The organism is Lacrimispora amygdalina (assembly GCF_900205965.1).
GTDB lineage: Bacteria > Bacillota > Clostridia > Lachnospirales > Lachnospiraceae > Lacrimispora > Lacrimispora amygdalina_A.
Window position 1 is genome coordinate 123,879 of record NZ_OAOF01000002.1, and the last position, 16,299, is coordinate 140,177.

Below are 16,299 nucleotides of genomic sequence, written 5' to 3' on the forward strand. Positions count from 1 at the left end.
TCTCCTTCCTATTCTTTTGCTGATGCCTGTTTCGTCCCACGTATTCTGATCTTATAATCAATAAAAAATTCACAGCCCAGGATAAAGAACAGGATAATTCCGGTGATGACGTCTGCGGCATTCTCATTTAAATTGAACTGGGAAGCAATCTGTCCTGCACCTTTTTGCATGAATACAAGGAAAAACGATACTAAAATCATGGCGAAGGTATTAAACTTACTCATCCATGATACGATAATCGCCGTAAATCCTCTTCCTCCTGCAGTACTGGTGGAAATCGTATGACTGGCCCCGCTTACAATGATAAATCCTGCAATTCCGCATACCGCTCCGGAAATCGCCATGGTTCTTAAAATTACTTTTTTCACATTAATTCCTGCATACCTGGCCGTGTTGCCGCTTTCACCCACAACCGAAATTTCATATCCATGCTTGCTGTATCTTAAATAAATGAACATGGCTGCAGTCAGAGCCAGTACAATCACCAGATTCCAGCCGTACTCCAGACCAAACAGCTTGGGAAGCCAGCCTCCCTTTGTTGCAGAATTGATGGTGCCCACGGAATTGGAGCCTTTTGGATTTTCCCAGAAAATGATTCCAAAGGTAACCACCTGCATGGCAACGTAATTCATCATCAGCGTGAACAGCGTCTCGTTAGTATTCCAGTAAGCCTTAAAAAATGCCGGAATCACAGCCCATAACATCGCTGCCAGAGCACTTCCTGCAAACATTAAGGGAAATAAGATCAAAGGAGGAAGGGTATTGCCCAGATAAATCATCATGGCTGCAGAGGTGACGCCTCCGATGAGCACCTGTCCTTCTGCTCCAATATTCCAGAACCTCATCTTAAATGCAGGTGTGATGCCAACTGCAATGCAAAGCAGTACCAGAGTATCCCGGATGGTCATCCAGGTACGGCGCTTCGTTCCAACTGCACCTGCAAAAATCCCTTTATAAACCTCTACAGGATTCAGTCCCGTCAGAGCGATAATTACAACTGCGCAGACAGCCAGAGCCAGCGCCACAGCAACCAGCCGGATCAGCCACGCCTTCCAGGGCTCTATGGCATCCCGCTTTGTCATCTGAAAAACCGGTTCCTTTCCCTTACTCATCCTTGTGTTCCTCCTGTCTTCATCATCAGTTTTCCGATTTCTTCTTTCGTAGCAGTCCTTCCGTCTACAATGCCGCTGATCTCTCCGCCGCACATAACTAAAATCCTGTCACAAAGCTCCATCAATACATCAAGGTCCTCTCCCACACAGACAACAGCCGTTCCCTGCTTCTTCTGCTCATTGAGAAGATGGTAGATGGTATAGGAAGAGTGAATATCCAGTCCACGCACCGGATAAGCCACCAGCATAACTGCCGGAGCCAGGGAAATCTCTCGTCCGACCAGAACCTTCTGAACGTTGCCTCCGGAAAGCTTCCGTACCGGAACAGCCGTTCCCGGTGTGGCGATCTCAAGCTCTTCAATGAGACGCCGGGCAAGGTCCTTTGGCTCTCTCCTGTCTGCAAAAAAGGATTTTCCTTTCCGGTAACTTCGAAGCATCATGTTATCTGTCATATCCATGGCACCCACAAGTCCCATACCAAGACGGTCCTCAGGAACAAAGGATAAGCAGACTCCGATTTTTGCAATCTCAGCAGCTGTCATGGAAGTCAGTTCCTTTTCGCCCCCTTCCGGCGGATAATAGGATATAGAACCTTGTGCAGAAGGAATGAGGCCTGCAATGGCTTCTAAAAGCTCTCTCTGACCGCTTCCTGCCACTCCTGCGATTCCAAGAATCTCACCGCTGTTGGCTGTAAAGGAGGCATTGTTTAAGGTCTTTACCCCTTCCCGGTTAATACAGGTCAGTCCCTTCACATGGAGACGTTCCTTCGGTGATACAGGGTCCGGACGCTCGATGTTTAAGCTTACTTTTTTACCAACCATCATCTCCGTTAAGGACTCTTCCGTAGCGTCAGGGGTATGGATGGTGCCGATATACTGCCCCTTTCTTAAAACAGAGACCCTGTCAGAAAGGGACAGAACCTCATGGAGCTTATGGGTAATAATAATAATGGAGTGACCGGCTTTTCTCATATTACGTAAAACAGCAAAGAGGCGGTCAGCTTCCTGAGGGGTCAAAACGGCGGTAGGCTCATCTAAAATTAAAATATCAACGCCCCGGTAAAGCATTTTCACAATCTCAACCGTCTGCTTCTGGGATACGGACATCTGATAGATCTTCTGGTCAGGATCTAAGTCAAATCCATATTTTCCGGTCAGTTCCCTGATTTTATCATTCACTGCCTTCCGGTCCAGAATCTCTTTCCCAGGCAGTCCCAGAATGATGTTCTCTGCTGCAGTCAGAACATCAACCAGCTTAAAATGCTGATGGATCATACCGATTCCCAGATCAAAAGAGTCTTTTGGTGACCGTATGGTGACCTCTTTTCCATGAATGAATATCTGTCCCTCATCCGGATAGTAAATACCCGAAATCATATTCATGAGAGTGGTCTTTCCGCTTCCGTTCTCACCCAGAATTGAGAGAATCTCTCCTTTTTTTAAAGACAGGCAGACTTTATCATTGGCAACTACCTGGCCAAACCGTTTTGTGATATGTTTCAGTTCAATGGCATAATTATCGTTCACCCGGCTAACCTCCGTTTTCATATTTTCCTCATTTTTCCATTGTCTTAATGAACCGCAAAAAGCGGGGCCAGATTACTGGCGCCGCTTTTCATTTATATCCGGCAGAAGCTTAGTTATCAATGGTGGTGATACCATCAATTAAAATATCAAATGCCGGTGCGGAACCGTGCTCGGATTCATGGAAATAACCATCTTCAATGTACTCCACATCGCTTCCGTCTTTTTTATAGGTCTCCAGCTTTTTGCCGTCTACAGTAAAGGTAGATGTATCAAATACATGAAGAGTTCCTGCTTTGATGGCAGATTCCACTTCTTTTACCTTCTCCTCTGTTCCAGGTGCTACTGCATCCTTGTTCAGCTCTGTAATGGAGTTAGCCCCCTCTTTGTATCCCTGGCACCAGTCTGTATCAATGGCCTTGCCGTCAAGGACACTCTGCACTGCGTATGTTACATATGGGCCCCAGTCGATGGATGCAGAAGTAAGTGCTGTCTTTGGAGCAGTTGCAATCATGGAAATATTATAGCCAACGACGGGAACGCCTGCTGCCTCACATGCAGTAGGAGCACCGGTTGTATCCGCATGCTGGCTGATTAATGCACAGCCGTCAGAAATCAGGGCATCTGCTGCTTCCTTCTCAAGATCGAAGCTTGCCCAGCTGTTTGTATACTTCACTTCCATAGTTGCTTCCGGACAAACGGAACGGACACCTAAGAAGAAGGAAGTATAACCGCTGATTACCTCTGCATAAGGATAAGCACCTACATATCCGACCTTTACTGCATCCTTTTTCACTTTACCGTCTTCCACCATCTGGTTTAACTTAAGTCCGGCTACAACACCGGATACATAACGTGACTCATAAACATTGGTGAAATAGTTATGCATGTTGCTCAGTCCGCTTAATGCAGCCTGATAGCCGGTTGCGTGACAGAACTGTACATCCGGATATTCCTTTGCTGCCTCCAGCATATAGGATTCGTGTCCGAAACTGTTGGCGAAAATGATGTTGCACCCCTGATCAGCAAGATCCATAGCCGCATCTTTACAGGTTTCATCTTCCGGTACATTCCATTTAATAATGATCTGATCGTCAGATAAGCCAAGAGCCTCTTTCATTTCCATGGCTCCCTTATAATGCGCTGCCGTATAACCTTCATTTTCATCACCAACATAGATAAATCCAACTTTTAAATCTTCTTTGGCTATGCCGCCTTTTGAAGCTTCTGTGGTTTCAGCACCAGACTCTGTCTTGGCAGATTCCGCAGCCTGTGTCTCTGTCTTTTCCGCTCCGGTGGTTGCTTTAGAAGCAGAACCGCCGCAGGCTGTCAGGGACAATGCCATCATACCTGCAAGTGCAAGGCCGACCATTTTCCTTAATTTCATAGACTTTTCCTCCTTAAACATCAGCTGGGACCATGAAAAAACGTCAGGAAGGGCCTAAGGCTCACCTGACGTAATTGTCATACCCTTATAATAAAAATACATTAATCAGTATAGCATCCTTTTTCTGCTTGTCAATATGAATTCTGTATTTTCAGCTTATTCAAGGGTCAGATTTATATTACTGAATGTGACGTCAGCATTACGGCATGCAAACAGTCCGGCATAAACATATTCAGGATCGATGGAAGTCAGCTTAAAATCAAATCCTGCAGTAACCGGATCGTTCTCTCCATAAATGCAGGTATAGCCATCATCAGTCTTACGGACAGTTACATGAACGGTATCCCCGATTCCATAGGTTTTTGCTGCAGTCCCGCCTTTGATAAGAACACCATTCTTTCTGGCAAATGAATTGGTCTGAACCGATGATGCAAGACCGAGGGGTCCTGCTGCTACGTAATCTCCCAGTGTCTCATCTGCTGCAAGGTCTAAATACATATCATCTCTGACCATAATCCCAAAGGATACCTGATTGTTGGGAACCAGCTTATTGATTTTTACATCAGCGGAAAGAGTGAAATTCTGTGTTGAAGGAATTGCCTGATAATACATGGCAAGGCCTTCGTTGGGTGTGGAAATTTTACCGATACCTGTACCAGATTCATTGGAGGTAAACACACCAGCCCTGATATGAAGGGCTTCATTTTCCACCGACTCCAGAGTAAAATTATCCTTATTGATCTTTTCCTTCCCTCCTACATTGCCAAAAACAGTGCCTTTCCAGGGCCCTGACACAGGCCAGATGGCACTGACACCATCAACTCTTGCATACGTGCGTTCCTGATACTCCGGATTTACTTCTAGTATCTCCGGAGAGGGCTGTGCGTAATCAGGCTTTACAAATCTCTTGATAGGATTCCCGCTCTTCATTACTTCATCAGCGATAATCCATGCATTGCAGGCCGCTCCATAGATGTTGGTGTGTGTATCATCAATGCTGATTTCCTTGGAAGAAGTCCACGCATGCCGGTTTTTTACTCCTTCTGCACCTGACTGCTCATAGATCTCTTTCGTTCTTCTGGTCAGATCCAGAACAGTAACACCCGTTGCTGCTCCCAGATCCCGAATTGCCTGGGCATAATCTCCGCCTGGATAAACTCCTTTATCCGTCACCTGGGTCTGGGTAATATGTCCGCTGGTTCCATCATACTGGTTATTTTTATTTCTTCTCACGATAGGCGTACATAAAACAGGAGTTGCTCCTGCATCCTGAGCCTTTTTAATATACCTCTTATACAGGGAATTCTGAAACGATCCGTCATCACCAATACCTCCGGCCGGATCAGTGAACCGCTCTGCCTCTGTCTTTTCGTCGTTATGTCCAAATCCAATCAGCAGATAATCTCCCTCTTTCATTCCTGCAAGCAGAGTCTTATAATTTTCTGTAAAAGAAAAGCTTAAGGAGCTGGTACCGGATATTGCAAGATTCTCAACTTTCACATTTTTTAAATACCGGTTAAGCTGTGTTCCCCAGCCGTATCTTGGATAGTAGTATGTATGATCCTGAAAAGCACTGACTGTGGAATCTCCTACCACCCAGACAACTGGACGAACCGGTGTTCCGTCTCTTCTCGCACCTGCATATTGTGGTGCAAGAGCAGTCAGCGTCAGCAGTCCCTTCATATCAATGGTTCCGTCCGAAAGACGCTGTGGAATTCTTCCTGTATCCAGACTTTCAAACATGGAAGCGGTTATTGCCTCACCCAGGCTGTTCACTGATTTATTATTCTGATATAAATAATTATTTTCCGTAAAAATCTCCCCTGCATCCTGTCCGTTTAACTCAATCCGCTCCGCTGTGTCAAGGTATTTATCTCTGTAGGAAATAATACCATCTGCTTTAAATGCAGTGGTCACTCCCTTATTGCTGTACAGTGCCACATTAGAACCTCTGTTGTTATAGGAAGTGGAACGGTATATCTCAATATCCGGGCATGAATTGGAATCAATACCTTTCGCCTTGTTTTCATAGGAAATACTGTTTATCAGAACATGATGTCCTGAGATACCAGATCCTCCCATCTTAAATCCATTGCCGTTTCCTGCTTCAATGAGCTGTCCGTCTTTCCTGATATAACCATTCTGGTAAGCAACACAGTTCTTAATCGTCACAGCTCCGATCTGGCCGCTTCCCACCTTGGCAAAAAAGTCCCAGCCATCATCGGCATTGTTATATGCCATGCATCCGTCAAATACATTACCCTCTCCGCATGTCAGCTTTGCTGCGAATCCATCCGCATCTTCCATGGCAGCGTCAGAATTGTTATAGGAGGTACAGTTTAGAATCAGGTTTCCTGAAGGCCATTTTTCAAAGGTTTCTTCCGAAGTTCCGCTGATCTGAATTCCGGTATTTCCATTGTCATATGCTTCAACCAGTTCAATCAGATTGCTGTTGCCTGCTACCTGAAGCCCCGCTTTTAAATCCATTGTTCTTGTAATATCTATATTTTTCAAATGCCAGTAACTTCCCCAAAGCTGCATTCCGCTGCCCTGTCCTTCAAAATCAAATACAGCGCGCCCTTCTTTCTGGGGATCTGTTTCCATCGTAATCATCTGGTCTTTCAATCCATCAATTCCTCTTTCCACTTTCAGCTCTGAAAGTTTATATACCCCTGGTTCCAGATAAATGCTTTGTCCAGGTGCCGCATATTTCACTGCCTCTGCAACAGAAAGCGGTGACTGGTTAGTTCCCTCTCCATCAGAGGTACCATTTGGAGATACATAGATGACGGTGCCATTATAATTCTTTCTGATAACTTCTTTTGTAATTGTCTGGCTGGAGTATGACTTCAGTTTTGTATATGGAGCCGGCTCAAAGGTTGGGGACGGCACAAATACTACAGATACCTGATTCACACCCTCTTTCAGATACAATGGCTGCACCAATTCGGCTCCTGCCTTTATATTCCTGTATTCCATTGTCATTCCATTGAGTTTGGGAATTGCCACACCGTCTGCGTTCGTCTTAAATACCATAGTATAATTTTCAGTGCCTGATGTAGACGCCGATGTAATCTTAAAATCCGGATCTATGTATGTAATCGGATGAGGTTTCGCGGGCGGATCTGTTTTCCTGTCTGTGACTGAAAATTCAATGTTGGAAAAGGTGGCATTACAGCCTCTTGCCACTGCAAATCCAACGTAAATATGATCCTTATCTATTTTGCAGAGAGGATCCTCTTTCCCATCCAGATAATAAACCTCTTCTTTTGTCTCTCCCTTCTCATCCAGATACAAAGCGTGATATCCGGTATTGGTGCGCTTCAGGATCATGGTGTAGGTCTTTCCTGATTTTATTTTTACAGACGGATCAAACGCTCCGTTATCTGCTGTAAAAGTATTTTTCGCAGGTGCGCTGTCTGCAGATGTAATACCGGAAAAAAAGTGGAAGCCCACTCCATCCTTTATACTTGATTTTGTGCCGTCTTCTGCGGTATAGCTTAACTTTGTTCCAATAGCAGCCATGGAATTGGTGTAAAATGGTTTACTGCTCACTTTGTCCTCACCAATACTGTCCCGCGCCAGTAATGCGAAGCCTTCCTGACCGTCAGGTGTTGGATTGATATAGTCCACAGTTATGTCTGCTTTCAGGCAGAAGTTCTCATTTTCCGGATCAAGTGTTGTGTAGTAATATGAAATTCCGTCATAACCATCTGTTGAAACAAACTTGCCGCCTTTTTTATCAATGCTTCCGTCCCCCTTTACAGAGCATGAGGTCAGGCCCACCCCGTTTACAATGGAACTGCCGTCCTTTATTGTGTTTACAGCCTCTCCGGTAGATGTTCCAAAATAAGTAAATGCCCACGGGTGTTCTCCTTCCGCTATCATGCTTTGACTGGGTGATGCCCCATACGCACTTATTCCTGCCGACAACGATACTCCGCAGAGACAGCAAAGTGCCAGTGCCTTACCAAAACTCATCATAAATACCTCCTTCTGCATTATCAGCTTCCTACAAATAATCAGTCTTTTCCCATATTTTTATCAAAAAAATAAGTAGAAAAGTCCCCCTGCACATTGTGTAAGCGCTTACATTGTGCAATATAAACTATATTACCATAATTTACCAGTGTTTTCAAGGCATTTAGCACATATGTTAATCAGAACTTGCTTCTATACGTCCATGATTGATCTCGTTGCTATTTTTTTGCTTTTTTTATAAGTTTTTTTCAATATACACTAGATTTTTTCTCAAAATAGCAGTATAATATTTTTTTTGAAAATATCCCCATACCATCACAGAAGGAGGTTACACTGTTATGTCAGTGAAATACGTATTTGTCACCGGAGGCGTAGTATCCGGACTTGGCAAAGGTATTACCGCAGCATCGCTTGGACGATTGTTGAAAGCCAGAGGCTACAAAGTAACAATGCAAAAATTCGATCCATACATCAACATTGATCCAGGTACTATGAATCCGGTTCAGCATGGAGAAGTCTTCGTCACAGAGGACGGCGCAGAAACAGACCTTGATCTAGGTCACTACGAGCGGTTTATCGACGAAAGCTTAACACAAAATTCCAATGTTACCACTGGTAAAGTTTATTGGAACGTACTGACCCGTGAACGGCGCGGGGATTTCGGGGGAGGCACCGTACAGGTTATCCCTCACATTACCGACGAAATAAAGAGCCGTTTCCACCACAATCCCAACTCCTCCGATACTGAGATAGCTATTATAGAAGTAGGCGGAACGGTAGGCGACATCGAAAGCCAGCCTTTCTTAGAGGCGATCCGACAATTCCAACATGAAGTAGGCCACGAAAATGCGATTCTTATTCACGTGACCCTGGTTCCATATCTGAAAGTTTCCGGCGAACTGAAAACGAAACCCACCCAGGCAAGTGTAAAAGATCTGCAGGGAATGGGTATCCAGCCCGACATCATCGTATGCCGTTCCGAACTGCCCCTTGATGACGGAATCCGCAGCAAAATCGCACAATTCTGTAACGTTCCCAAGACACACGTAATACAAAATCTTGATGTGGAAGTATTATATGAGCTCCCCCTTGTAATGGAAGAGGAACATTTAGCTCAGGTTGCTTGCGAGAGCTTACATTTACCATGCCCGGAACCTGATTTAAAGGATTGGGCTGCAATGATTGATAACTGGAAGCATCCCGAAAAGGAAGTAACCATTGCCCTTGTAGGAAAATACATCCAGCTTCACGACGCTTATATATCCGTAGTGGAAGCATTAAAACACGGCGGAGTAGTAAGTCGCGCCGAAGTTCATATCAAATGGGTGGATTCAGAGCTTGTTACTGATGAGAACGTTTCCGAATACTTTAATGATGTAGACGGAATTCTGGTTCCGGGAGGCTTTGGAAGCCGCGGAATTGAAGGCAAGATATCCACAATCCGTTATGCAAGGGAAAACAATATTCCGTTCCTGGGTCTTTGTCTCGGCATGCAGATGGCAATCGTGGAATTTGCCCGCCATGTAGTTGGCTTTGACGATGCACATTCTGCAGAGCTTGATGAAACCACCACTCATCCGGTGATTCATTTAATGCCTGAACAGGACGGCATCGAGGATATCGGCGGAACCCTTCGCCTTGGTTCTTATCCATGTGTTCTGGACAAGTCTTCCAAGTCCTATGAAGTTTATGGAGAGGAACTGATACACGAACGCCACAGACACAGATATGAGGTAAACAATGATTACCGCGATGCCTTAACCAAAGCAGGAATGACCTTATCCGGAATTTCTCCGGACGGACGGATTGTGGAAATGATTGAAATCCCTACCCATCCATGGTTTATCGCAACTCAGGCACACCCGGAACTGAAATCCAGACCCAACAGGCCTCACCCTCTGTTTAGAGAATTTATCCACGCGGCTGTTGAGCATAATAAAACAAACTAAATTATATAAAAATGGAGTCCGCACTCTTTCACCAGGAGGCGGACTCTTTTTTGTTCACGACAAAGACAGTCTAAAGATGTTTTAACACAGGCAGCTCACACCCTCAACTTATTCCAGATCATACCCACCCGATTCCCTCTGACTTCCAGTATGTTCCATATGTTCCATAAAGCCACCAACCATTTTATGCACCTTCTCAGAAACCAGGCTTTATATTCATTCTGAAAATAAGAAATTACTTTATATTATTATTTTCTTTTATTTTTTTCTTGCACTTTTCCCATCTTCTGATATAATAATATGCAACGTGTGTCTATACGGAGGACAGTTGTTTTTCCATGAGATACACAAAAAGGAGGATAAACTTATGAAATTGAGAAAAGTTTTTGCACTGACTATGGCAGCATGCTTAAGTGCCAGTGTAATTGCCGGCTGCAGCTCCAGCCCCCAGACTGCAAAGGGAAACGGCGAGAAAGTTATTAAGATCGGAGTATTCGAACCAACCACCGGAGAGAACGGCGGAGGCGGAATGCAGGAAGTTTTAGGAATCCGTTATGCCAACCAGACTCACCCGACCGTGAAAATCGGAGGGGAAGAATACCAGGTTAAATTAGTGGAAGTCGATAATAAATCAGATAAGACAGAAGGCGTTAATGCTGCGCAGAAGCTTGTCAGTGAAAAAGTGTCCGTTGTACTTGGCAGCTATGGCTCCGGTGTATCCATTGCAGCCGGACAGATCTTCTCAGATGCAAAGATTCCTGCAATCGGAGCTTCCTGTACCAATCCACAGGTTACCCAGGGCAACGATTTCTATTTCCGTGTATGCTTCCTTGATCCGTTCCAGGGTACTGTTATGGCAAACTACGCCAATAACAACGGGGCAAAGAAAGCAGCCATTATCACCCAGCTTGGTGATGATTATTCCTCAGGACTTGGTTCTTTCTTTAAAACTTCCTTCACAAAACTTGGCGGAACAGTGGTAAGTGAAGAACAGTTCCAGACCAACCAGACAGACTTTAAAGCAATCTTAACCAATATAAAGGCACAGAACCCAGACATCATCTTTGCACCATCTTCCATTACAACAGCTCCGCTTATTATCAAACAGGCACGTGAGCTTGGAATTACCGCAACCATCGCTGCAGGTGATACATGGGAGAACTCAACCATCATTGAAAATGCCGGTGACTCTGCAGAGGGCATCGTACTTTCCACTTTCTTTGATGAGGCAGAGCCTGCCAATGATGAAGCCGCTTCTTTCATCTCCGGCTTTAAGACATACTTAAAAGAACAGAAACAGGACGAAATCATTCCTGCCGTATCTGCTCTTGGCTATGACGCTTACTTAAGTGCTCTTAAGGCAATTGAAACTGCCGGCTCCGCAGATGGCACAGCAATCCGCGATGCATTAAAGGGAGTTTCCATTGACGGTGTTACAGGAAGCATTTCCTTTGACGAGAATGGCGATGCAAAGAAAGACATGGCATTTATCAAGACCGTTGAAGACGGCAAATTCAAATTCTTAACTACGACTACAGTAAAATAAACGCACATACCGCGGCAAAGCAGTCACGTACGGATGAGTGGGGATAGTTTTTTTCCCCACTCGTTCCATTTGCAGGCTGGTATTATGAATATTCCATACTAAACAGATAGGAGGCATTTTGCCACATGAGTCTTTCAACCTTTTTACAGCAGTGCCTGACCGGTATCTCCTTAGGCGGTGCTTACGCACTGATTGCCATTGGTTACACACTGGTTTACGGCATCCTGCGGCTCATCAATTTCGCGCACGGTGACATCTTTATGATGGCAGGCTATTTTATGATCTTTGCAATGGCTGCGTTTCCATGGTTTATCGCCATTCCCATCGTTTTACTCATCACCGTCTTTTTAGGTGTTTCCATTGAGCGGGTGGCATACCGTCCCTTACGTACCGCACCAAGGATGTCTGTTATGATCTCTGCAATCGGTGTTTCCTACCTTCTGCAGAATCTGGCCACATACTTATTTACAGCCCTTCCAAAAGGTTATCCGGAGATTCCATTTTTAAAGAAGATTTTTAAAATCGGCGGTCTTTCCGCGTCCTTTGTTACATTTCTTACACCGGTGCTGACTTTAATCATTGTGTACATCCTGATTGTTCTGATTAACAAGACTAAAATCGGCATGGCTATGCGTGCTGTTTCAAAAGATTATGATACTGCTTCCCTAATGGGAATCAAGATCAACCGCGTTATCACCTTTACATTTGCCATCGGCTCTCTTCTGGCTGCTGTCGGCTCTGTCCTGTACTTTACAGACCGTATGACCGTTTTTCCATTCTCCGGCTCCTTACCAGGCCTGAAATGTTTCGTAGCTGCCGTATTCGGAGGTATCGGAAGCATTCCCGGCGCTGTAATCGGCGGATTTATCCTGGGACTTGGGGAAACCGCTCTGGTCGCTATGGGGTATTCCACCTTCAGCGACGCATTTACCTTTGTTCTGTTAATCGCCATTCTCCTGATCAAGCCAACCGGCCTGTTTGGTGAGAAGACAACCGATAAAGTGTGAGGTGTCATCTATGAAAAAGAACGTATTTTCCAAAAACAGGCTTTATACCCTGATTGCTTTATTGTTCATCATCGGAATCCTGGGATTTTTACAGGCAAACAGTGCTCAATACAGCTATCAGATCTCCATTCTGGAGCGAAGCGCCATTTATGCAGTGGTGGCTGTTTCCATGAACTTACTGACAGGCTTTACCGGTCTTTTTTCCCTTGGTCAGGCCGGCTTTATGGCAATCGGCGCCTATACAGTTGCCATACTCACCATTCCGGCTGAAACCAGAGCCAGCGTTTACTATGTAGACGGAATTGCTCCTTTCCTGGCTAATCTGGAGTGCCCGTACTGGCTTGCACTGATCATTGCAGGACTGTTTGCAGCTTTGGTTGCCGCTTTAATCGGCATTCCGGTTCTCCGCTTAAAGAGTGATTACCTGGCAATTGCTACTCTGGGATTCTCCGAAATCATCCGTGCCGTCATCGCAGCTCCCCAGTTAAACAAGATCACCAACGGTTCCTATGGATTAAAAAGCATTCCAGGTTTTCCAAACCTTTATGCTGCATTCGGACTTTGTGCCCTTTGTATTCTTTTAATGGTTCTGCTGATCAATTCCTCTTATGGCCGGGCATTTAAGGCTCTTCGTGAGGATGAAGTGGCAGCACAGGCCATGGGCCTGAACCTGTTCCACTATAAAGAACTGGCATTTATTATTTCTTCCTTTTTTACCGGCGTAGGCGGAGGTCTTCTGGCAATCTTCATGCGTTCCATTGAATCCAAGACCTTTTCCATCAACCTTACCTATGATATCCTCCTGATTGTTGTATTAGGCGGAATCGGAAGCATCACCGGCAGTGTCATCGGATCGTTTCTGGTCACTGCCGGAAGGGAGTGGCTGAGATTCTTTGATAATCCTCTTTACATCGCCGGGATTCAGATCCCTCTGTTCCGTTCCGGCTTTCGTATGGTAATCTTCTCCATCCTTCTTATGGCGGTGGTGCTTTTCTACCGCAGAGGAATCATGGGAAGCAATGAATTTTCCTGGGATGGTCTCTTTCGGCTGATTAAAGGAATTCCACAAAAATTTAAGAAGAAAAATAAAGCACAGAAGGGAGAAAACGCATAATGTCAGCTACAGCTAAAACCCGTGCAAATATACTTCATATGCAGGACGTTACCATGCAGTTCGGCGGTGTTGTGGCGGTAAACGGCTTAACTCTCGATGTGAACGAGGGAGAAATCGTTGCTTTAATCGGCCCCAACGGTGCAGGAAAGACCACTGCCTTTAACTGTGTAACCGGCATTTACGAGCCCACCTTCGGAGAAGTGAAATTTCAGGGTGAGACCATACTCGCTAATACACCAAAGGGCAAAATGCAGAAAATGTATCTGGGAGAAGTAACGCCCAGACCTCTCTCCATCGTGCGCAATACACCGGATATCATCACAAAAAAGGGAATTGCCCGTACGTTTCAGAATATCAGGCTGTTCGGACAGCTGACTGTCTTTGACAACGTGCTGATTGCAAAGCACATGCGTGCAAAACAGAATGTATTTTCCGCTACCCTGCGGCTGAACCATAAGGAAGAGGCAAGAATGCGGGAAGAAACCACAGCTCTCCTAAAAGAGCAGAACCTTCTTCATTTAAAAGATGAAATTGCATCTTCTCTCCCCTACGGTCTCCAGAGACGCTTAGAAATAGCCAGAGCGCTTGCTACGGAACCAAAATTCTTACTTCTTGACGAGCCGGCTGCAGGTATGAATCCTCAGGAGACTCAGGAGCTTACGGACTTTATCAGACAGATCCGTGATTCCTACCATTTAACTGTTTTAATGATTGAACACCATATGGATCTGGTCATGCAGATCTCAGACCGCATCTACGTTCTGGATTTCGGTAAACTGATTGCACAGGGTACGCCGGAAGAGATCCAGAATAACGAACGGGTAATTGAAGCATATCTGGGGGTGAGTGACGATGCTGAAGATTGATAACTTAAGAGTAAACTACGGCGGAATTGAAGCGGTAAAAGGAATTTCCTTTGAAGTTCCGGACAAAAGCATTGTGACGTTAATCGGTGCAAACGGAGCAGGAAAAAGTACCACCCTCCGCTCCATCGTTGGCCTTACAAAGCCTTCTGCAGGAAGCAGTATCACTCTGGACGGTCAGGAGTTAATCGGAATGGATACTCCGGACATTGTTTCAAAGGGAATCGCACTGGTTCCGGAAGGACGCCGGGTATTTCCGGATATGACAGTCATTGAAAATATTAAAATCGGGGCTTATTTAAGAAATGACAATCTGGAGGAGGATATCAACTGGGTCTATGATTTATTTCCCAGGCTTAAAGAACGAAGCTGGCAGCTCTCCGGAACACTCTCCGGCGGCGAACAGCAGATGCTGGCAGTTGCAAGAGCCCTTATGAGCCACCCCAGAATCCTTATGATGGATGAGCCCTCTCTCGGTCTTGCTCCCCTGATTGTAAAGGATATCTTCTCCATAATTAAGGAGATTAATAAAAAGGGCGTGACAGTCCTGTTAATCGAGCAGAATGCCAATATGGCACTCCACACAGCTGATGTGGGATACGTTCTGGAAACCGGACGGATCACCATGTCAGGTCCTGGAAAAGAGCTTCTGGCTGATGAATCGGTAAAAGCAGCTTATCTCGGAAAAACGAAAAACTAAAAAACGCAGACAGATACCGCATGAAACTGGTATCTGTCTGCGTTTTTAATTGATCACCCGTCGTATGGTAACCGGTCTTCTGTAATTCCAGGAGGAAATTTTTATCCCGCTTCTGCGGTTGGCAGCATGAACGATCTTCCCCTGCCCGATGTACATGGCAACGTGATCGATTTCCCTTCCGCTGGAATAAAACAACAGATCGCCGGGTTCCATGCTGGAAGACGGAATCGCCTGTCCTTCCGCAGCCTGCTGTCTTGAGGTGCGGTCCAGCTGGACACCTGCCGCATGCTCCATTACATATTGAATGAAACCGGAACAGTCGGCGCCTGTATTGGGGTTGGTTCCACCCCAGCGGTATGGATTTCCAACGAATTTCACTGCATAGCTTACAACACGGGTCCGCAGACCACCATTTTTCTCTGCCTCCGGAATGGTATAGGCAATGGTGGCATTCTCTGGTGCATAGGCATACGCAGTCTGTCCGTTGTATTCAATTTTAGTCCAGCCTCCGTTACGGGAAATGTAACGGTACGTTTCGCCTTCATGAATTCGTCCTATTATTTCTGAATTCGTATCAGGCTGTGTGCGGACACGAAGGGCCTCAACATCTACCCGGAGCATCAGCCTCATATCATAATAGGCGATTGCTCTGGCCTCCTGTCCAGTGGCTAAGTATTTTCCGTATACATAACCGGTTACCTGCCCTGATTTTATTTTATACCAGCCATTCTCTTCGGACAACACACTGCATCCTGCATGGCTTCTTAGTTTCCCTACGATTTCCGCATCGTTCTTTGGTTCTTTCCTGATGTTTAAGGAATCTTCAACTTCTGCTACTCCCAGATTTTGAAAAATGGTGTTGAAGGTTCCATACCTCACTTTTTCCTGCGTAAGACCGGCCGAGCTTTCCGTTGACTCCCGTTTTCTGGATTCCTGATATTGATCCATGTAGACCTCCATACCCGCTACGGGCGTTCCGGTCTTAACGGCAGTCTCTGTTCTTGCGGCCTGTACATCTGCTGTTCCCATCCATACGGTACAACCGCATGCGATGGCAAAGCCAAGTACTTTCCATGCTTTGTCAGTCATATGCACTTTCCTTCGCAAGTTTTTGATT

The 16,299-nt window shown here is 45.4% G+C and carries 11 protein-coding genes; 6 read left to right on the top strand and 5 right to left on the bottom strand.

Annotated elements, in window-relative coordinates; all coding sequences use genetic code 11:
- Positions 1–8: 8 nt before the first annotated feature.
- From CRO04_RS03345 to CRO04_RS03360, 4 genes are all read right to left on the bottom strand, one after another.
- Complete coding sequence (locus tag CRO04_RS03345) at positions 9–1,112, bottom strand: ABC transporter permease (RefSeq protein WP_097002814.1); 1,104 nt, start codon at positions 1,110–1,112, stop codon at positions 9–11.
- The gene (locus tag CRO04_RS03350; protein WP_097003091.1) at positions 1,109–2,638 is read right to left on the bottom strand and encodes an ABC transporter ATP-binding protein; all 1,530 of its coding nucleotides are present in this window, start codon (positions 2,636–2,638) and stop codon (positions 1,109–1,111) included. Before CRO04_RS03350 ends, CRO04_RS03345 begins: the two co-directional genes overlap by 4 nt.
- A gap of 109 nt (positions 2,639–2,747) precedes the next feature.
- Complete coding sequence (locus CRO04_RS03355) at positions 2,748–4,022, bottom strand: BMP family ABC transporter substrate-binding protein (protein WP_097002815.1); 1,275 nt, start codon at positions 4,020–4,022, stop codon at positions 2,748–2,750.
- A gap of 156 nt (positions 4,023–4,178) precedes the next feature.
- The gene (locus CRO04_RS03360; protein WP_166432457.1) at positions 4,179–8,006 is read right to left on the bottom strand and encodes a GDSL-type esterase/lipase family protein; all 3,828 of its coding nucleotides are present in this window, start codon (positions 8,004–8,006) and stop codon (positions 4,179–4,181) included.
- Positions 8,007–8,341: 335 nt separating this feature from the next.
- Here CRO04_RS03360 and CRO04_RS03365 point away from each other — a divergent pair, with 335 nt between their 5' ends.
- The 6 genes from CRO04_RS03365 (at position 8,342) to CRO04_RS03390 (ending at position 15,182) form a co-directional block, all read left to right on the top strand.
- Positions 8,342–9,952 carry a CTP synthase gene (locus tag CRO04_RS03365; protein WP_097002817.1) on the top strand — a complete coding sequence of 537 codons (1,611 nt, stop codon included), beginning with the start codon at positions 8,342–8,344 and terminating at the stop codon, positions 9,950–9,952.
- A 367-nt stretch (positions 9,953–10,319) separates the two neighbouring features.
- Positions 10,320–11,498, top strand: coding sequence for an ABC transporter substrate-binding protein (locus tag CRO04_RS03370; RefSeq protein ID WP_097002818.1), 1,179 nt, complete (start codon positions 10,320–10,322; stop codon positions 11,496–11,498).
- Between the two features lie 125 nt (positions 11,499–11,623).
- A complete protein-coding gene (locus CRO04_RS03375; protein ID WP_097002819.1) occupies positions 11,624–12,505 on the top strand; it encodes a branched-chain amino acid ABC transporter permease in 882 nt (293 codons plus the stop codon).
- Between the two features lie 10 nt (positions 12,506–12,515).
- Positions 12,516–13,619: a branched-chain amino acid ABC transporter permease gene (locus CRO04_RS03380; RefSeq protein ID WP_097002820.1), complete on the top strand. Its 1,104-nt coding sequence runs from the start codon at positions 12,516–12,518 to the stop codon at positions 13,617–13,619.
- The gene (locus CRO04_RS03385; RefSeq protein ID WP_097002821.1) at positions 13,619–14,485 is read left to right on the top strand and encodes an ABC transporter ATP-binding protein; all 867 of its coding nucleotides are present in this window, start codon (positions 13,619–13,621) and stop codon (positions 14,483–14,485) included. Before CRO04_RS03380 ends, CRO04_RS03385 begins: the two co-directional genes overlap by 1 nt.
- Complete coding sequence (locus tag CRO04_RS03390) at positions 14,472–15,182, top strand: ABC transporter ATP-binding protein (RefSeq protein ID WP_097002822.1); 711 nt, start codon at positions 14,472–14,474, stop codon at positions 15,180–15,182. Before CRO04_RS03385 ends, CRO04_RS03390 begins: the two co-directional genes overlap by 14 nt.
- Positions 15,183–15,227: 45 nt before the next feature.
- Here CRO04_RS03390 and CRO04_RS03395 read toward each other — a convergent pair whose 3' ends face one another.
- Positions 15,228–16,271, bottom strand: a complete 1,044-nt coding sequence (locus CRO04_RS03395; protein ID WP_097002823.1) for a C40 family peptidase — start codon at positions 16,269–16,271, stop codon at positions 15,228–15,230.
- Positions 16,272–16,299: the final 28 nt, after the last annotated feature.